15 protein-coding genes are annotated in these 19167 nt (G+C 64.8%); 10 read left to right on the top strand and 5 right to left on the bottom strand.

Features of this window, described 5'->3' with window-relative positions; all coding sequences use genetic code 11:
• Nucleotide 1: 1 nt before the first annotated feature.
• The 9 genes from DGA31_RS20770 (at nucleotide 2) to DGA31_RS20730 (ending at nucleotide 12664) form a co-directional block, all read left to right on the top strand.
• A complete protein-coding gene (locus DGA31_RS20770; protein ID WP_109513820.1) occupies nucleotides 2-3229 on the top strand; it encodes a serine/threonine-protein kinase in 3228 nt (1075 codons plus the stop codon).
• Nucleotides 3229-3948, top strand: a complete 720-nt coding sequence (locus DGA31_RS20765; protein WP_109513819.1) for an ABC transporter ATP-binding protein — start codon at nucleotides 3229-3231, stop codon at nucleotides 3946-3948. The genes DGA31_RS20770 and DGA31_RS20765 overlap by 1 nt, the downstream gene beginning before the upstream one ends.
• A complete protein-coding gene (locus DGA31_RS20760; protein WP_056842061.1) occupies nucleotides 3945-5153 on the top strand; it encodes an ABC transporter permease in 1209 nt (402 codons plus the stop codon). Before DGA31_RS20765 ends, DGA31_RS20760 begins: the two co-directional genes overlap by 4 nt.
• Nucleotides 5146-6873 (top strand): formylglycine-generating enzyme family protein, encoded by a 1728-nt coding sequence (locus DGA31_RS20755; protein ID WP_056842062.1) that lies wholly within the window; start codon nucleotides 5146-5148, stop codon nucleotides 6871-6873. Before DGA31_RS20760 ends, DGA31_RS20755 begins: the two co-directional genes overlap by 8 nt.
• Before the next feature lie 86 nt (nucleotides 6874-6959).
• Nucleotides 6960-7907 (top strand): type VI secretion system-associated lipoprotein TagQ, encoded by a 948-nt coding sequence (gene tagQ / locus DGA31_RS20750; RefSeq protein ID WP_056842063.1) that lies wholly within the window; start codon nucleotides 6960-6962, stop codon nucleotides 7905-7907.
• 229 nt (nucleotides 7908-8136) lie between these two features.
• Nucleotides 8137-9042, top strand: coding sequence for an Ssp4 family T6SS effector (locus DGA31_RS20745; RefSeq protein WP_109513818.1), 906 nt, complete (start codon nucleotides 8137-8139; stop codon nucleotides 9040-9042).
• Nucleotides 9039-9479: a hypothetical protein gene (locus DGA31_RS20740; RefSeq protein WP_109513817.1), complete on the top strand. Its 441-nt coding sequence runs from the start codon at nucleotides 9039-9041 to the stop codon at nucleotides 9477-9479. Before DGA31_RS20745 ends, DGA31_RS20740 begins: the two co-directional genes overlap by 4 nt.
• Before the next feature lie 64 nt (nucleotides 9480-9543).
• Complete coding sequence (locus DGA31_RS20735; protein ID WP_109513816.1) at nucleotides 9544-11691, top strand: M48 family metallopeptidase; 2148 nt, start codon at nucleotides 9544-9546, stop codon at nucleotides 11689-11691.
• Nucleotides 11692-12235: 544 nt separating this feature from the next.
• Complete coding sequence (locus tag DGA31_RS20730; RefSeq protein ID WP_056842067.1) at nucleotides 12236-12664, top strand: acyl-CoA thioesterase; 429 nt, start codon at nucleotides 12236-12238, stop codon at nucleotides 12662-12664.
• Between the two features lie 75 nt (nucleotides 12665-12739).
• Here DGA31_RS20730 and DGA31_RS20725 read toward each other — a convergent pair whose 3' ends face one another.
• The 4 genes from DGA31_RS20725 to DGA31_RS20710 all read right to left on the bottom strand — a co-directional run bounded on the left by DGA31_RS20725 (nucleotide 12740) and on the right by DGA31_RS20710 (nucleotide 17672).
• Nucleotides 12740-13219, bottom strand: coding sequence for a glycine zipper domain-containing protein (locus DGA31_RS20725; RefSeq protein ID WP_109513815.1), 480 nt, complete (start codon nucleotides 13217-13219; stop codon nucleotides 12740-12742).
• A gap of 301 nt (nucleotides 13220-13520) precedes the next feature.
• A complete protein-coding gene (locus tag DGA31_RS20720; protein WP_056842069.1) occupies nucleotides 13521-15854 on the bottom strand; it encodes an FdhF/YdeP family oxidoreductase in 2334 nt (777 codons plus the stop codon).
• Entirely contained in the window at nucleotides 15851-16690 is an 840-nt protein-coding gene (fdhD, locus tag DGA31_RS20715; RefSeq protein ID WP_109513814.1) for a formate dehydrogenase accessory sulfurtransferase FdhD, read from the bottom strand. The genes DGA31_RS20720 and fdhD overlap by 4 nt, the downstream gene beginning before the upstream one ends.
• Nucleotides 16691-16784: 94 nt before the next feature.
• Nucleotides 16785-17672, bottom strand: coding sequence for a LysR family transcriptional regulator (locus tag DGA31_RS20710; protein WP_056842071.1), 888 nt, complete (start codon nucleotides 17670-17672; stop codon nucleotides 16785-16787).
• A gap of 133 nt (nucleotides 17673-17805) precedes the next feature.
• Here DGA31_RS20710 and lysM point away from each other — a divergent pair, with 133 nt between their 5' ends.
• Nucleotides 17806-18249 carry a peptidoglycan-binding protein LysM gene (lysM, locus tag DGA31_RS20705; protein ID WP_109513813.1) on the top strand — a complete coding sequence of 148 codons (444 nt, stop codon included), beginning with the start codon at nucleotides 17806-17808 and terminating at the stop codon, nucleotides 18247-18249.
• A gap of 176 nt (nucleotides 18250-18425) precedes the next feature.
• On the opposite strand, the gene yrfG is transcribed toward lysM, so the two are convergent.
• Nucleotides 18426-19088, bottom strand: coding sequence for a GMP/IMP nucleotidase (yrfG, locus tag DGA31_RS20700; RefSeq protein WP_109513812.1), 663 nt, complete (start codon nucleotides 19086-19088; stop codon nucleotides 18426-18428).
• Nucleotides 19089-19167: the final 79 nt, after the last annotated feature.

The following is a 19167-nucleotide window of genomic DNA, read 5'->3' as shown; positions in this document are numbered from 1 at the left end:
TATGGACATGCAGATTCCTGGATTCGACATCGACGGTGAAATTGGCGAAGGCGCCATGGCCACGGTGTACCTGGCCACCCAGCGTTCGCTGGAGCGCAAGGTCGCGCTCAAGGTCATGGCTGCCAGCCTGGCCGAAGACCCCAGCTTCTGCGAGCGCTTCCTGCGCGAAGGCCGCACCCTGGCGCGGCTGTCGCACCCGCACATCGCGACCATCCATGACATCGGCAATGTCGGCCCGCTGTATTACATGGCGATGGAATACCTGCCCAGCGGCACGCTCAAGGAGCGCATCGGCGCCGGGCTGGCAGCCGAATACGGCCTGGTCTATATCCGCCAGATCGCCGCTGCGCTCGGCTACGCCCATGCCCAGGGCCTGGTGCACCGCGACGTCAAGCCGGCCAACATCCTGTTCCGGGCCGACGGCACCGCCGTGCTCTCGGACTTCGGCATTGCCAAGTCGATGGACGACCGCACCCAGTTCACCCAGGCCGGCTTTGCCATCGGCACGCCGAGTTACATGAGCCCGGAGCAGGCGCGTGGCCAGGACATCGACGGTCGCGCCGACCTCTACGCGCTGGGCGTGGTGCTCTACGAAATCCTGGTCGGACGCCTGCCGTACAGCGGCCCCGACGCGCTGTCCACTGCCCTGGCACACCTGACCGAGCCGCTGCCGGAGCTGCCGCTGCAGCATGACCGTTACCAGGACATCCTCAGCCGCCTGCTGGCCAAGGACCCGGCCGACCGCTTTGCCACGGCCCAGGCGCTGGTCGCCGCCCTTGATGAACTGGCCCAGGCCGACCCCGTCCGCGACAGCGAGCGCACGCAGTTCCGGCCCTTGCCCGACCCACAGGCGATCAAGCCGCTGCCGGCCCCCGGCGACGACCTGGCCGGCCTGACGCCGGTGTCCATCGATATTCCGGGTCAGGCGCCGTTGAGCCTGGACAAGCCGCACTCCGGGCCGTCATCGCCGCCGCAACCCGCGCCAGGCCCGGACAAGCCCCAGGCCCCGCCACCGCCCAAGCCCGGCTCGTCGCCGCAGCCATCGCCATCACCGAACCGCCGTGGCCCGGCCAAGGCCCTGCTGGCCGTGGCGGTGGCCGCCGCGCTGGGCATCGGCATTGGCGGCTACCTGTGGCTGGGCGTGGGCCAGCCGCAGCCGGCGGCGCAGCCGCCCTCGAACGTTGACTACGCCACGAGCGCCGACACACCGGCCCAGGGCGGCACGGCCCCGGTGCCGGCCTCGACGCCCACTACGCCAGCCACTGCCACGGCCCCCACCACAGCGGCTGCGCAAGTCCCCGGCGACAGCGGTCGACCCTTGCTGATGGCCGGCAAGAAGACCCTGTACCAACGCGTGCTGAGCAAGCCCGACGCGCAACTGGCCGCCGAGCCAGGCGGTGCCGGAGGGCAAGTGCTGCCGGCGTTTTCGGTGCTGTATGTCTATGAGCGCCGCGACGCGGCCGGCGGCCAGTGGCTGCGGGTCGGCGCCGGCAGTGACGGGCGCAGCGAGGGCTGGTTGCCGGCCGCGCAGGTCAGCGACTGGAAGCAGAGCCTGGTGCTCAAGTTCACCGAACGCTCTGGCCGTTCGCCGGTGATGTTCGTGCGCGACGCCAAGCAACTGGAAAATCTGATCGCCAGCCCGATCACCGCGCGCAAATTGCTGATGCAGGCGCAGAACGACCCTCAGGACAACAGCCAGGTGCTGGCCCTGGAACCGACCGCCAGTGCGGTGCCGCAGGAGCAGTTCTACCTGCTGCCGATCTTCGAGGCCAAAGAAGGCTTCGACGAAGACGGCCAGCCGATGCAGATGCTCAACGTGGCGTCCATCGACCCCGGTCGCCAGGCCGCCGGAAACGACCTGAACCTGGCCGGTGCCCTGGGTGCCAGCGCGGCGAACCAGGCCCAAGGCCAGACTCAGGCCGCTCAGGCCCAGGCGCAAACCCAGGCCCAGGCCAAGGCCTTTCGCACCGCCGTGGTGCTGGTGGTCGACACCTCGGTGTCGATGCAGCCCTACATCGATCAGGTGCGCGAGGTGGTGCATCAGTTGCAGAGCAAGATCGCCCAGCGCGGCGAGCTCGACAGCGTCAGCTTCGGCCTGGTGGGCTTTCGCAACAACACCACCAAGACGCCGGGCCTGCAGTACCTGGCCAAGACGCTGGTTACTTTGGAGCAGGGCAGCGACCCGCAGCGCTTCATGCAACTGGCGCAACAGGTCAAGGCCACCTCGGTGTCCAGCCACTCGTTCAACGAAGACGCCTTCGCCGGTATCATGCAGGCCGTCGACGGCATGGACTGGTCCGGCTACGGCGGGCGCCTGATCCTGCTGGTCAGCGACGCCGGTGCCCTGCGCAAGAGCGACCCGCTGAGCAGCACGCAGATGAACGAAGCCGAAGTGCGCCAGGCCGCGCTGGGCAAGCAGATCAAGATCTACGCCTTGCACCTGCGCACCGACGCCGGCAAGAAAAACCACGACTCGGCCGAGCAGCAATACCGGGTGCTGACCGCCGACGCCAACCCGCGCATCGGTGACCTGTACGTGCCGGTGGCCGGCGGTGACGTGGCGCAGTTCGGCCAGCGGGTCGACGAGATCGGCACGGTGTTCGCCGACCTGGTGCACCAGGTGCGCAGCAACCAGCCGCAGGCCGTGCCGCTGCTGGCCAAGGCGCCAAGCCTGGGCGAAAAATCCGCCGCCGTCGGCTACGCCATGCACATGGACTTTCTCGGCCGCAAGCAGGCCAGCCAGGCGCCGCAGCTGGTCAGCGCCTGGGCCGCCGACCGCGACCTGACCAACCCGGCGCTGCCAGCCTTCCAGGTCTGCGTGATGCTCACCAAGCTGCAGCTCAACGACCTGCAACAGTCGCTGAAGCTGATCGTCGATGCGGCGCGCAAGACCCAGAGTTCGCCCAAGGATTTCTTCCAGGAAATCGCCAGCGCCAGCGCCTATATGAGCCGCGACCCGCAAGCCCTGCGCTCGGGGGCCAACCTGGCCCGTGGCGGGGTGCTGGGTGAGTACCTCGAAGGCCTGCCGTACCGCAGCAAGTCGCTGAACATGACCCAGGACCTGTGGCTGTCGCTGAGCGTGGCCGAGCAGGAAGACTTCATCGACGAGCTGGAATCGAAGATCCGCCTGTACGAGACCTTCCACAACGACCTGGCCAACTGGGTCCGGTTCGGCGATGCGGAGCCGGGGGACGCGCTGTACCGCGTGCCCCTGTCGACGCTGCCGTGATGCTCAGCCTGCGCGACGTGCGCAAGACCCGTGGCGTCGGTGCCCAGCGCTACAGCCTGGAGGTCCCGCGCCTGGAACTGCAAGGCGGCCAGCACTGTGCGCTGGTCGGCCCCAGCGGCTGCGGCAAGAGCACCTTGCTTGACCTGCTGGCGCTGGTGCTGGCGCCGGATCACGCCCAGCGCTTCGATTTTTCCACGCCGCAAGGCGAGTTCGACATCAAGGGCCTGTGGCGCGAAGGCCAGCAGACCCAACTGGCCGCACTGCGTAGCCGGCACCTGGGCTATGTGCTGCAGACCGGCGGGTTGCTGGGCTTTCTCGATGTGCGCGGCAATATCGAGCTGTCACGGCGCCTGCTCGGGTTGGGCAACGACGGCAGTGTCGAGCACCTGGCCGAGCAACTGGAAATCGCCGATCAGTTGCGCAAGAAGCCCGGCGCCCTGTCGGTGGGTCAGCGCCAGCGGGTCAGTTGCGCCCGCGCCCTGGCGCATGGCCCGCAATTGCTGCTGGCCGACGAACCCACGGCCGCGCTGGACCCGCTCAATGCCGGACGGGTCATGCAACTGCTGCTCAAGCAGGCGCACAAGCAGCGCGCCTGCTGCATCATCGCCACCCATGACGAAGGCCTGGCGCGCCAGGCCGGCTTGAGCGTGCTGCGCATCAGTTGCCGGCGCGACGCCGATGGCGGCGTGACCGCGACCCTGGGCGAGGTGCGCGCATGAAGCCGGCCACCCACCTGATGCTGGTGGCCAGCCTGGCCTGGCAGGATTACCGTGCCGACCGGCGCTTGTCGGCCTGCAGTGTGCTGGCGCTGGTGGCGGTGATCGCGCCGCTGCTGGTGCTGTTCGGGCTCAAGTTCGGCCTGATCGGCAGCCTGACCGAGCGCCTGGAACAGGACCCGGCGGTGCGCGAAATCATTCCGCTGGGCGGCGGGCGCTTCAACGGCGAGGCGATCACGGCGCTGGGGATGCGCGCGGACGTCGCCTTCGTGGTGCCACGCACCCGGCAGATCGCCGCCACGGCAGACGTGAGCCTGCCCGGGCAGGCAGCGCTGAACGTCGAGATGATCCCCAGCGCCGAGGGCGACCCGCTGCTGGGCCCGATCATGCCGCCGCGGGGCCTGGACAGCGTGCTGCTGAGCAAGACCGCCGCTGAAAAGCTCAAGGCCCAGACCGGTGACTGGCTCGATGCAGTCTTCACCCGCCAGGTGGCCGGAAGGGTCGAATCGCGCCGGGTGCAGGTCAACGTCATGGCCGTGCTGCCGCTTGAAGCGTTCCAGCGCGATGCCCTGTTTGCCGACCTGGCGCTATTGCAGGCGGCCGAGGATTACCGTGACGGGCGCGCGGTGCCGGCGTTGGGCTGGCCGGGCGAGCCTCGTAGCGACGTGGCGCGTATCTACCCGGCGTTTCGCCTGTATGCCCGCAGCCTGAACGATGTCGAAACCCTGCGCCGGCATTTTGCCGACGCCGGCTTGCTGGTGTCGACCCAGGCCCAGGCCATCGCCCAGGTGCAGTCGCTGAGCCGCAACCTGTCGATTGTGTTCTGGGTGATTGCCGCCCTGGCCATGGGCGGCGGCTGTGCGGCCATCGTCGCCGGCACCCTGGCGACCATCGAACGCAAGCGCCGCGAGCTGTCGGTATTGCGTTTGCTGGGGTTTGGCACGGGGGCCTTGCTGGCCTTCGTGGTGCTGCAGGCGTTGTACAGCGGTGTGATGGCCGCCGCAATTGGCGCACTTTTATATGCAATTGCAGAGCTGGGGCTGAACCGTTTATTCGTTCAGGTGTCTGGCGAGTATGCCAGTCAGCTGTTGCCTCGCCATTACCTGGTGGCACTGGTGGCAGTGCTCGGCATCAGCGCCGTTGCGGCGCTGCTGGGCGGCTGGCGCGTATCACGGATCGAAGCTTCGGAAGGAATCAGAGATGTTTGAGTTGCGCAGGGCCTCACAGGCACTGGCGGTCGCGGCGTTGTGCCTGGCGGCGACAGCCGTGCAGGCCGAAGAAGTCCCGAACAAGCTGGATAACCCCAAGCCCTTGCCCGATGACGTCAGCCTGCCGCTGCCGTGCGGTGGCGAGATGGTCATGCGCTATGTGTACATCCTCGCCGAAGGTAGCCTGGACGACCGCGAGATCAGCCTGGGCTACCCGTTCAACGAGGGTGAGGCCGGCTACAAGCAGTCGTTCATCTCCGGCTACCGGCGCGACTTCATCAATGGCCAGTTCACCTTGCAGGACCTGTCGGCCGACTGGCGCAAAAGCATCGGCCCGATGCTGCCCAAGGCCGAGGCCGGCACGCCGCTCAAGCCGATGATGTATTTCATTGGCAAATATGAAGTGACCCAGCGCCAGTACAGCCAGGTCATGGCCCAGGCGCAATCACTGGCCAGCGGCGAACCGGCCCCGGCTTGCGAGGCGGTCGAGGGCATGGCCGGGCGTCTGCCCCAGGTCAGCCTGTCGCGCTTCGAGGCCGAGCGCTTTGCCGCGGTGTACAGCGCCTGGCTGATGAAAAACCACCGTGACCTGCTGCCGGTCAGCGGCCGGGGCAAGAGTGACGACGACGGCGGCATCGGCTTTGTGCGCCTGCCCACGGAAGTGGAGTGGGAGTTCGCCGCCCGTGGCGCCCAGGCGGTCAGTCGCCAGGACCTGGAGGGCCGGTTGTTCCCGCGCCGCCAGGAAGGCCAGGAGGGCGATGGCCCGCTGGCCGACTGGGCGGTGTACAACCAGGTGGCCGGTGGCACCGGCCAGGCGGCGCGGCTGATGCCCGTCGGTACTAAACAACCCAACCCGATCGGCCTGTTCGATGTGATCGGCAACGCCGCCGAGATGGTCCAGGAGTCGTTCCAGCTGGTGCACGCCGGGCGCCGCCAGGGCACCTACGGCGGTTTTGTGGCCAAGGGCGGCAACTACCTGGAAGGCGAGGGCACGCTGTTCACCGGCATGCGCCGCGAGTACCCGCTGTTCGCCGCCGACGGCACCGAGCAGCGCAACGAGACCACCGGCTTTCGGGTTGCACTGGGCGCCTTGTCGGCGCCGCGCTCGCGCTACAAGGAGCTGTTCGAGCAATGGCAGAAGGACGGTCGGCTGGCCTCGCTGACCGACGATATCGCCGCCGTCAATGACCCGACCCAGCGCCTGGACACCCTGATCGGCACCACCGCCGACCCGCGCCTGCAAGCCGAGCTGGGGCTGGTCAACGAAGAGCTCAAGCGCAACGTGGCGCTGATCGCGATGCAACGCGAAGAAGCCGCCGGCAACCTGATCCAGTCGGCGGCCCTGGTGGCCGAGACCATCAATAACTACAACATCCGCCTGACCAACCTGCAGAAAAGCCAGAAGCAGGCGGCTGACGCCAAGGACCAGGCCAGCGCCGCGATGTTCGACGCGGCCATTGCCAACGGTCGCAGCGCGCTGGACGGCGCGGTGGCGATCTACATCGACAACCTGGCCACCGGCACGCGCTACACCGATGCGGTGATCCAGGCCCAGTTTCAGCGGGTCAAGGAAGAGCTCAATCGCAAGCCGGTCATCGGCAAGAGCCTGATGAACCGCGCCACGCTGTTCGTGCGTCATGTCGGCGAGTACCGCCAGAACAAGCGCGCCGACCCGGCCTTGATCCTCAAGCAATTGCTTGCATCGGTCAGCACTCAGTGACTGTCCGTTGCAAGCAGGCAACGCAAGAAATCCGGACGGCATGGGGCCGTACCGGGTTGGTTGAAACCTCAAGAAGAGAAGCCGTCATGTCCCTGTCCCGCAACCCCCTCGCAAGCTTCGTGAAAAGCCGCACCCTGATGATGGCCACGGCCGGATTCAGCGCTGTCCTGCTGACCGGTTGCGCCAGCTCCCCGGTGTCCAAGGTTGGCGCGACCACCAAGGTCGAGTACTACCCGAGCTGCTACGAGCCGGTGCAGCACCTGCGCCAGACCGACTCGGACATGACCAAGTCGGTGGTCACCGGTGCTGCGATCGGCGCTGTCGGCGGTGCGCTGACCGGTGTGCTGACCGGCAACAAGGAAAATCGCGGCCGCAATGCCGCCATCGGTGCGGCCGGCGGCGCTCTGGTAGGCGGTGCGGCCGGTTACTACACCGAGCGCCAGAAGCAGATCGCCGATGACAATCAGCGCATTGCCTCCTACGCCACCGACTTCAGCAAGAGCTCGGCCGACATCGACCGCAGCACCGCCTACGCCCAGGCCTCGCAATCGTGCTACCAGCGCGAGTTCACCAGCCTGGTGTCGGGTCGCAAGGCCAACACCATCAACGAAACCGAAGGCCGCAAGCGCCTTGCGGAAATCGTGGCCGGCCTGAAGGAGTCCAACGACCTGATCGCCGCCGTCAACGGCCGCGCCAGCGAAGACCTGAGCAACTACACCCAGGCCTACGAGGCCGACCTGCAGCAAGTGGGCGTCAAGCGTAACGACGTCGTGGTCGTGGCCGCAGCCGAAGAGCCGAAAGTGGTGACCACCTCGAGCAACGGCGGCAAGAAACCGCCGGTCAAGAACCCGAAATCCGGCGGCAAGCTGCCTGTTGTGCCAAGAGAAGCGGTCAGCACCGAGAAGTCCCTGCGCGACGCCAAGGACAAGCAGGAGCAAGGCAAGCAGGTCGCCGCTGCCGGTCAGACCCAGGTCAACAGCATGTGCAAGAACCCCGACGTGGGCGACTGGGCACCGGTGCCTTGCCCGGCGTGATCTGATCCAGGCTGATGTCCGATCGGGCTGACGCCTGATCCGGGCTCACGCCTGATCCGGATAGGCGCCTGTAGGAGCGCGCTCTGCCCGCGACCGGCTGCGTTAGCAGTCGTAGATTTTCAGCGTTTCCGAGATTTTGCGAGCGCTTCGCACTCGGCCGCGGTGATCCGGCATTCCGGCAAGCGCGCTCCTACCAGGGCGTCTGTTTTTATCGTTTCAAGGAAGACCCATGTCTGAAGTCATGATCGGGCTGCGTAACAGCCCTTCGCAAGTAATGGCCCGGCAACGGATCGAGGCCAGGATCAATACCCGCAAGCTGTTCGCCGCCATTGACGCCGACCCTGCAATCGTCGGCGCCGGGGTGGTGTACATCGATGCCGATTTCAATGTCGTGACGCTGCGCGAATTCACCCCGCTGTGCAGTCTCAAGCCCAAGCGCATCATCGTGCGCGAGGCGCAGCGCAATATTTCGCCGCAGCAGTTTGCCCAGCATGTGCAGAGCAACCCGCGCGAATCGCGGCTGCTATACGAGGGTTTCAATGCCACGATGGCCTGCACCGGCGCCGTACTGGGCTGGATCGCGGTCATCGGTGGTACGGCCATCGTGCCGTTTACCGGCGGTGCGAGCCTGGTGATCACCTCGCTGGGGCTGGCCGCCACGGCGGCCAGTACTGCGCAGTGTGGCATCGGCCTTGCACGGGTTGGCAATGAAGTGCTCAGCCCGGCCAACAACGACGCGCTCGACAGCAACGAGTGGTACCAGGGCATCTCGCAGGCGCTGGATATCGTGGCCCTGGCGGGCGTGGGTGCGGCAGGACTGACCGTTGCCAAGCTGCTCAATGCGCGCAAGGCCATGACCGGGCGTAGCTGGTTCCAGAGCCTGAAGAATCTCAACCGGCAGGAGCGCAAGCGTCTGACCGATGAGCTGCTGCAAATCGAGAACCCGACCTTGACGCCCAAGTTGCGCAAGGCGCTGCAAGAGGCCGGCGCCATGCCCAAGCGCTATGGCGCCACCGAAATCTCGGCGAAGTTTGCCGTGACGATCAAGGACGCACTGAGCATTGGCTCCGGACTGGCCGGCAGCGGCATCGTGCAAAGCTATGCGATCGGCCTGTATGAGGAGCTGGGCGAGTGAGGCAGGACACGGACTTTCTGACGATCCTGCGCCGGCATTTTCCCGTGTTCATCAGCGCCTTCTTCCTGGCGCTGTTTGCCTTGTCAGTGTCCCTGATCCTGCTGTTCGCGCTGTACCCTTCGGCACAGGCCGACTACGCACAGCACCTGGTCATGGCCAACCTGGGCCTGGCGGTCTACTTGTGCTCGGCCAATTTCCTGGTCATTCGCGGACGCCCCTGGGGCGTGTGGCCGGTGGTGGCGGCGATGGTGGTGTGCTTGCTGGTGGTCGCCTTCAACTGGGGCCACCGGGGCGTGCCGCAGGCAATGTACATCGTTGGCGTGCTGCTGCCGCTGCTGACCTTACTGGTACTCAACAGCTCCCGCTACCGGGCCATGCTGGCCGCCATGGTGCAGGTGCGCGAGCAACGGACCCTGGCGCGCAAACAGAAAAAGTAACCGCTGTATTCCATGAACGGGCCATCGCCCCTGTGCGGCTCATGCCGCTTTTCAAGTGAAGCCCATGAAGAACCTGAAGCTGATTGCTGTTCTGGTCCTGCTGCCCTTGTGCCTGGTGCTGCTGGGCGGCTGGGAGCTGCAGCGCAGCCTGTCGAGCGACGCTGAACACGAAAGGCGGCTGGCCGAAATGACCACACTGCGTCCGGCGCTCATTGCCATGCAGGCACGCTCCAGCACCGCGACGCTCGACGTCGGCTCCCAGCGCATCTCGATCCCTGAGGCCTTGAAGCGCCAGGCGCGGGTCAGTACGCACCTGGAGACGCAGCTGTCGATCGACAGGGCCCGGCATGGGCTGGCCATCATGGTCATGGTGACCAGCCTGCTGGCGGCGCTGATCGGCTTGATCGGGTTGCTGGGGGTATCGCGGGCGGCGGCGCGGGCCGCGCACTCGCGTGAGCGTCTGCTGCAGACCTTTACCTGGGTCAGCCAACGGCTGCCGTACGTGCTGATGGGCCATGTCCTGGCCATGAGCGCCGCCGTGGTGGGCATCATGGGGTTCGAAGGCCTGAGCCTGTGGCCTGACGGCCAGCTGTCGCAAGTGCGGTTCAGTGTCATGATCGTGGTCGGGGCATTCGGGCTGCTGTGTGTGTACATGCTGTGGCGCGCCATCCGGCAACTGCGTGTCATCCTGCACATGTTCGAGCCGGCGCCCTTGCCGGTACTGGGGCAGGCCGTGGGTCGCGAGCAGGCCCCGGGCCTGTGGGCGTTCGTCGACACCCTGGCCGAGCGCCTGGGCGCGCTGGCGCCGCAGCATATCGTCGTCGGTCTCAGCGAAGGCTTTTACGTCACCTCCAGTGATGTTCAACTGCAGCCGTGCGGCACGAGCTTGTCCGGGCGCACGCTGCATGTGCCCATCACCTACCTGGGGGTGCTCGACAGCGCTGAGGTCAGTGCGGTGATTGGTCATGAGCTGGCGCATTTCGCCGGTGAAGACACCGAGTACAGCCTGCGCTTTCTGCCGATCTACGACGGCATTGGCCGCAGCATGACGGTGATGGTCGATATCCTGGTCGAAGGCGGGCTGCTGCAACGCTTGATCATGCAGCCGTCCTTCATGCTGGGGCTGCATTTCCTGGCGTCGTTCGACCACTCGGTGAGCCACTGGAGCCGCCAGCGCGAGCTGGCCGCCGATGCGGCCGGTGCGCAACTGGGCGGGCAACTGGCCGCCGCCTCGGCGCTGGTCAGAATCAGCGCCATCGAGCCATTGCTCGTCCAGGGGCTGGAGGCGCGCATGGTCCCGGCGATGGCCGCCGATCCCGAACAGCCCCGGGAGGTCGACCTGCCGGCCAGCCTGTTCAACGAGCTGGCGCAACAGGCGCTGGTGTTGCCCGACGACTACCTGACGGTGCAACTGCCGCACCCTTCCGACACCCACCCTTGTAACGGCGAGCGCCTGGTGGCCTTGCAGGTCGAGACCGAGGTGGCCATCAGCCGCGGGGTGCGGCCTGTGGATGCCGTGCAGGCCGGGCACGTCCTGCACGGGTATTTCAGTGATGCGCCAGGGTTGTGCGCGCGCCTGGGCCAGGACTTTCTCGACTATTACGCCGTTCAGGATGCCGAGCTGGTCCAGCAACTGCGCGACACGGCCGGTCGGGTCGAAGGCGAGGTGCATTTGCACGAAGGCGCGAGGATCCACGGCTGGGTGACGACCGTGTTGTTCGGCCTGATGACCGGGGCCGGCCTGGTGGCGCTGCTGGCGCCGCTGTTTCTGCCGCAGGAAACCTCGGACGCCAAGGAAGTGCTGCTGATCGTCGGCTTCATCGCCACCGGGGTCGGGGCCTCCTTGCTGCCTTCGTCCGTGCGCCTGATCCGCCGCGCCGACCAGACTGCACTGTCATTGACACCCGATCACCTGGTGTTTGCCAATATCAAGACACCGGTGCCGATCTGGGACATTGCGCTCTTCAATCTGGAGATTCATCAGGGCACCCAACTGAGCTTTATCCTGGAAGAACAGGTGCCCTTGCCCGAGATCACCCGGCGTGGGTATTTCCAGCCCGGGGCCAAGGTTGACCGCAAGCAACGATTGGTAACCCTGAAGCTGGAAAAATTCTGCCGTGATGGCAAGACGCTCCAGATCGATGAGCTGGCCGAACTGGTGCAGACCTACATCAATGCCGGCCATGCCCGGCACGTGTTGCAGCAATTGTAGGAGCGACCAACGGTCGCGAACACTGACTTTACCGCAGGCAATAAAAAACCCGCCGAGGCGGGTTTGTTGTCCAAAACCATTCCAACTCCCTGTCAGCAGCGTCCAGGCAATGGTTGATCATCCTTGATCCTGACCCGCGTCCTGCTTGTCAGTGGATTGGATCCAATATATGCGTATCCGGACGGGCTTCAAAGAGCGATTATCCTAAATGCGTGTAAGCCTTTGGCTATACATGCTGATCGGCCTGATTCGCATTTGCTTTTTCACAGGCAATAAAAAACCCGCCGAGGCGGGTTCTTGTTCCAAGACCATTCCAACATCCTGTCAGGAGCATCCGGGCATGGTCGATCATCCTTGATCCTGGCGGGCTTCCTGCTCACCAGTGGTTGGATCCAAATATAGGCTTATGCGCAGGGTGTGCAAAGGGCAATGTTGCTCTATTGCGTGTAAGCCTTTGGCTATACATGAACTCCCGGGCGGTCGGCAAACACGCTCTGTCCCTGTACCGTAGTCAGCCGTTTCGCCGTCTTCATGAGCCCGGACCATGTCTGAAGAGATTCCAGCACGCCATCACTATCGTCACTTCCAGCCCATCACCACGCGCTGGCAGGACAACGATATCTACGGCCACATCAATAACGTCACCTATTACGGTTTTTTCGACAGCGCCATCAATGCCTGGCTGATCGAGCGCGGCGCGCTGGATATTCACGACGGCCCGGTGGCAGGGCTGGTGGTGAGTTCGTCCTGTGACTATTTCGCGTCCATCGCCTACCCCGAACTGATCGAAGTGGGGCTGCGCGTGGCGCGTTTTGGCGGCAGTTCAGTGCAATACGACGTGGCGGTGTTCAGGGTCGGTGAGCCAGAACCCTGCGCGGCCGGGCGATTCGTACATGTGTTCGTGGACCGTGTGTCACAGCAGCCGGCGCCACTGCCCGAAGCCTTGCGCGAGGCGTTGCAAGCGTTGTCCTGAAAGCGTTGCCCTGAAACCAGACTGGCCGCTCGAGAGCGGCCAGTGGGCTTTATGCAGCAGGTTGTGCGTCCGGGCTTAACGATGACGCCAATGGCGATCGTGCTTGCGGTGACCGTAATGATTGCCACGGTTGCCGCGGCCGCCACGGTACTCACGACGGTCATTGCCGCCACGGTAGCGACGGTCGTCGTCGCGGCTTTCGTTGCCCATGTAGTTACCCAGCGCACCACCGGCACCGCCGCCGGCGGCTGCGCCGATCAGGCTGCCGGTGTTGCCGCCGACGCTGCGGCCGACGACGTTGCCGCCCGCTGCGCCCAGGCCGCCACCGATGGCTGCTTCAGTACGGTTACGGCGATCGGCACCGACCGCACCACCGGCTGCGCCGCCCAGACCGGCGCCGATGGCCGAACCTGTGCTGCCGCCGATCTGCTGACCGACGACCGAACCCAGTACCCCGCCCAATGCACCACCAACGCCCGCTTCCAGGTTACCGCCCGCCAGGGCGGAACCGGTCACGAGAGAAAGAGACAACAACAGAATCGAGGAGAGTTTCATAAAGGAATCTCGGATTGATGACGAGGCGATCCTGCAATTAACAAATGCTTCATGCAATGCAAATCCGACGAATAACACGATTGCCGCACAAAGCGCTAAGTTACTGTTTTTGCTAGGGAACTTAATTGTTTTTTAACAGTCATAGCTCACTTGATCACGGCCTGTTTCTTTAAAAAACAGGCCTTTTTTGTGTCTGCAGCTTGAAAGGTAACAGTTTGTTACAGCCGCTTGGGAAATAATTCAGCGCATAAAAAACGCCTGTTTTTGCAGGCGTTTTTTGCAGGCCGCTATTGGACCGCGATCAGACAATCCGTGCCGACGCGCCCGAGCGTTCCAGGCGGATGGCCACGAACTTCGACGTTGGCGTATGGCTGCCGTCGCCGACGCTCTCCAGCGGTACCAGCGGGTTGACCTCCGGGTAGTAGGCCGCCGCCTGGCCGGCAGGAATGTCGAAGGCCAGCAAGGTGAAGCCCTTGACGCGCCGCTCGTGCGCATCGCCCCAGATCGAGATCAGGTCGACCTTCTGCCCGGGCTGGAACCCCAGGCGAACGATGTCCGCCTCGTTGACGAATACCACGTCGCGCTGGCCCTTGACCCCGCGATAGCGGTCATCGAGCCCGTAGATGGTGGTGTTGTACTGATCGTGCGAACGCATCGATTGCAGGATCAGGTCCGGCACCTGGCCGGTGGCATGCACACGCTCGTCGATCAGGCTGCCGGGCAGCGGGTTGGGCTTGAAGTTGGCGCGGGCCGTGGCGGTGTTCCAGTGCCGGGCACCGGCCGCGTTGCCCAGGTAGAAGCCACCCGGGTGCTTGAGCCGCTCGTTGAAGTCCTTGAAGCCGGGCAGGGTGTCGGCAATCAGGTCGCGAATGCGGCGGTAGTCCTCGACCAGCCATAGCCAGTCCACCGGTTGCTTGCCCAGCGTGGCGTTGGCGATGCCGGCCAGGATCGCAGGCTCCGAGCGCATCTGCTTCGACAAGGGCTGCAACTGGCCATTGGAGGCGTGGACCATGCTGAACGAGTCTTCCACCGTCACCGCTTGCGGGCCGTCGGCCTGCAGGTCGATGTCGGTACGACCCAGGCACGGCAGGATCAGGGCCTGCTTGCCATGAAACAGATGACTGCGGTTGAGCTTGGTGCTGATCTGCACGGTCAGGTCGCAGTTCTGCAAGGCGGCGGCGGTGCGTGGGCTGTCGGGGGTGGCCTGGGCGAAGTTGCCGCCCAGGGCGATGAACACCCTGGCCCGGCCCTCGGCCATGGCATGGATGGCCTCGACCACATTATGGCCGTTGACGCGCGGCACCTTGAAGCCGAAGCGCTGTTCCAGGGCGTCGAGCAGGAACGCCGGCGGGCGCTCGTTGATGCCCATGGTACGGTCGCCCTGCACGTTGCTGTGGCCACGCACCGGGCACAGTCCGGCGCCTGGCCTGCCGATATTGCCGCGCAGCAGCATCAGGCTGGCGATTTCCTGGATGGTTGCCACCGAGTGGCGGTGCTGGGTAATGCCCATCGCCCAGCACATGATGACGTTCTTGCCCTTGGCGTACATGCGCGCGGCGCGCTCGATGTCTTCCATCGGCAGGCCGGACTGTTCGACCAGGACGCTCCACGGCGTGTCGTCGACCACCGCCAGGTAGTCGAGCAGGCCATGGGTGTGCTCGTTGAGAAATGTGTGGTCGAACACCGGCTCGCTGTTGCTGGCCTGGGCTTCGCGCTCCCACTGCAACAGGAACTTGGCCATGCCGCGCAGCAGTGCCATGTCGCCGCCCAGTGCCGGGCGCAGGTAGGCGGTGTTGGTCGGCTTGTCGCTGTTGGTGAGCATTTCCAGCGGGTGCTGCGGGTGCTGGAAGCGTTCCAGGCCGCGCTCCTTGAGCGGGTTGACGCACACCACCTGGGCACCGCGCTTGACCGCATCGCGCAGCGGATCGAGCATGCGCGGGTGGTTGGTGCCGGGGTTCTGGCCCAGCACGAAAATCGCATCGGCGTGTTCGAAGTCATCGAACGTCACCGTGCCCTTGCCGACCCCCACACTCTGCGACAAGGCCACGCCGCTGGCCTCGTGGCACATGTTCGAGCAGTCAGGGAAGTTGTTGGTGCCAAAGGCGCGTACGAACAACTGGTACAGGTACGCCGCTTCGTTGCTGGCCCGGCCCGAGGTGTAGAACTCGGCCATGTTCGGGTCAGGCAGGGCATTGAGGTGCCGGGCAATCAGCGCAAAGGCATCATCCCAGGCGATGGGCTTGTAGCGGTCGCTCTGCGGGTCATAGACCATCGGCTCGGTCAGGCGGCCCTGGTATTCGAGCCAGTAGTCGCTCTGCTCCAGCAACTGGCTGACGCTATGGCGGGCAAAGAACGCGGCGTCGACGCGGCGCTTGGTGGCCTCCCAGTTGACCGCCTTGGCGCCGTTTTCACAGAACTTGACCATGCCGCTTTCCGGCGAGTCGCCCCAGGCGCAACCGGGGCAGTCGAAGCCGCCGTTCTGGTTGGTCTTGAGCATGGCCCGCAGGTTTTTCAGGGCGTTGTCGCTGCCCAGCCAGGCCTGGGTCACGCTGATCAGTGCCCCCCAGCCGCCGGCCGGCCCTTTATAGGGCTTGTAGCGCGGGGTCGGGGTCTTGTCGGCTTGATGATGAGTCACGGTCGGTTCTCCATCGCAGGGCTGTAAACCCGCGGCGCGCTGTGCTGCGGCAGGTGGATCAGGTTGAGGTTATGGCTGCGCGCCCATTGCAGGGCCAGTACCGTGGGCGACGACAGGCTGACCAGGGTCTGGAGGCCGGCGCGCAGGGCCTTCTGGATCAGTTCCAGGCTGCAGCGACTGGTGACGACGGCCACGCCGCCGTCCAGGGCAATGTTCTGCCGGACCAGCGCGCCGATGAGTTTGTCCAGGGCGTTGTGCCGGCCGATGTCTTCACGGCCCAGTAGCAACTCACCTTGGTCATTCATGAACAAGGCGGCATGCACCGCACCGCTGTGCTGCCCCAATGGCTGGAAGGCGCCGATGCGCTGGCGCAGGCCGTCCAGCCACGCGGCCGGCGGCAGGGGCGCGCCGGGTAATACGGCAAGCTCCGGCAGGGCCTGCTCGACTGCCTCCACACCGCACAGGCCGCAGCCGGTGGTACCGGTCAACTGGCGACGGTGTTCTTTCAGGGCCCAGAAAGCGCGGCTGGCGATCTCGACTTCGGCCTGCATGGACGAGCCACAGCCACTGAGGGTGAAATCGTAGATTTCGTCGGCCGAGGCCACGATGCCGCTGCCCAGGCTGAAACCGACCACGAAGTCTTCAAGATCGGTGGGGCTGACCAGCATCACCGCCTGGCTGATGCCGTTATAGGCGATGGCCAGGGCGACTTCTTCGGCCAAGACGGCTTCGGCTGTTGGCGAGCCGTCGAGGCCGGCGTACTGATAGGCCTGGCTGGCGCCGGGCGCGGGCGCTTCCAGGGCCGACGCCGTACTGATCGTGCGCTTGGCATGCATGACTGGAGTACCGGCAGATTGATGGCTGTAAGCCTAGGCCGGTTGCCGCTGTGCGTCTAATCGCTAGTTCCGATGCCGTGATAGAGCAGGTCGATCATTGCGGGCCCAGGGATTGCTTCATCAACTCGAAGCACACTTCGGCCAAGGCCGAGCGCGGTGCGGTGTTACGCATGATCAACCCCAGCCCGGCCAGGGTGCGGGCGTCTTCGATGGGGTGCAGGCGCAGGGTTTCGCTCAGGGTGTCGAGGCCGCCTTCCAGCGGCATGATGGCGCAGCACAGGCCGCCCTGGACGGCCTGCAACAGTTGGTGCACCGCGTCGGTCTGCAATAGCGGTTGTGGCTGCAGGCCACGGCTGTGGAAGTTGTGGTCGATGGACTGGCGAAAATGCATGCTGCCGGTCAGCAGGCCCAGCGGCAGTTCGATCAGGTCGGCCCAGCCCAGCGGCGCCTCGGTGAACTGGAAGTGGCGCGGGTCATACAACAGGCCCATGCGCGTCTCGCCCAGGGGCAGGGCTTCGAAGCGCTTGGCGTCCAGGCGCTCGAAGTACGACACGCCCAGGTCGATGCGATTGCTCGCCAACTGTTCCAGGATCTGTTCGGAGCTGAGCGACGACAATTCGAAGCTCAGGTTCGGGTGCGCCTGATGCAAGCGTTGCAGCAACGCCAACGGATCAAAACTCGACAGCGGCACCACGCCCAGGCGCAAGGTGCCTACCAGATTGCCGCGGCAGGCCGCAGCCTCGGCCTGCAGCCCTTCGTAGGCGGCCGCAACGGTACGCGCCCAGGCCAGCACCCGCTCACCCGGTGCGGTAAAGCCTTCGAAACGCTGCCCACGCGTGACCAGTTCCAGCCCCAGCTCCTGCTCCAGGCTGCGCAGGCGCATCGACAGGGTCGGCTGGGTGATATTGCAACGCGCCGCCGCCTGGCCGAAATGCCGGGTCTCGTCGAGGGCGATCAGAAATTTCAATTGCTTGATGTCCATGCTCACTCCGGGGGACAGGCGGTCGGTCGATTCTACGCACTGGCGCTACGTTTGTCGGGCCGGCACTCGGACCGGGCGTCGCGGTCTATGGTTGAAGGGGCACCTATGCTTCGTATCTTGAGGAGGAACCACAGTGAGTATTTTCAGTTTCCTGAAAGACGCCGGAGAAAGCATCATCGATGCGCTGACACCCGGCGACGCACACGCCGATAAGCTGAAAGATCATATCGCCAAGGTGGGCCTGGGTAATCCCAACGTTCATACGAGCGTAGAGGGAAGTACCGTTACCGTCACCGGCGAAGTGGCCAGCCAGGAAGAAAAGGAAAAGATCGTGCTTGCCTTGGGCAATATCGAGGGCGTCGAGAAAGTCGACGACCAGATGACCCTTGCTGCCGGCGCACCGACTGCGGCCGCTGCAAAATTTGTCACCGTCGAAAAAGGCGACACCCTGAGCGCCATCTCCAAGCGTGTGTACGGTGACGCGAACAAGTACCAGAAGATCTTCGACGCCAACAAACCCATGCTCAAGGACGTGAACAAGATCTACCCCGGCCAGACCCTGCGTATACCGGAGTAACAACCGTGGTAGGAGCGCGCTTGCCCGCGACCGGCTGCGTTAGCAGTCGTAAATTTTCAGCGTTTCGCAGATTTACAGCCGTAAATTTTCAGCGTCTACACAATTTTTGCGAGCGCTGCGCACTCGGTCGCGGGCAAGCGCGCTCCTACGTCGGACATCCATACCCTGTGTGGATGTCATAACCCTTCGATCAACACCCGGTAATCCTCCACCGCTGCAAACTCCTCGGTGTCCTTCGGGCCCTTGCTGCTGTCCGGTTCGCTGACCGCCAGCAGGTGGGCGATGCCGTAGGTGCGGGCGCTGCGCAGGATCGGCAGGGTGTCGTCGATGAACAGGCTGCGGGCCGGGTCGAAGGCGGTGTCGGCGTGCAGGGCGTCCCAGAACTGCTGGTTTTCCTTGGGAAAGCCATAGTCGTGCGAGCTGATCAGGCGTTCGAAGTAAGGCGCCAGTTCGATGCGTTCCATCTTCAGTGACAACGAGTCGCGGTGGGCGTTGGTGATCATGATCACCTGCTTGCCGGCGCTTTGCAGCGCCGCCAGGAACGTCTCGGCGTCCGGGCGCAGGGCGATCAGGTGGGCGACCTCCTGCTTGAGCTCGCGGATCGGCAGTTTCAGCTCGCGGCTCCAGAAATCCAGGCAGTACCAGTTCAGGGTGCCGGCATGGTCGACGAACAGCGGTTTGATCTCAAGCCACGCCATCGCCAGGCTGATGCCGTGCAGCTCGGCATAGCGCTGCGGCAGGTGATGCAGCCAGAAATGTTCGTCGAAATGCAGGTCGAGCAGCGTGCCGTCCATGTCCAGCAGGACGGTGTCGATCTCGCTCCAGGGCAGGGCAGGCATACGGGGCTCTCTTGACGATGAAGGGGCAATATATCTGAAACAGATGACGGAAAAAGCCACGTATAGTACCGCGCTCATG

The sequence above is a fragment of the Pseudomonas ovata genome (genome assembly GCF_003131185.1).
In the GTDB taxonomy this organism is placed as follows: Bacteria; Pseudomonadota; Gammaproteobacteria; order Pseudomonadales; family Pseudomonadaceae; genus Aquipseudomonas; species Aquipseudomonas ovata.
The sequence above is the reverse complement of the archived record's forward strand: the minus strand, read 5'-3'. Positions and strand labels throughout refer to the sequence as shown.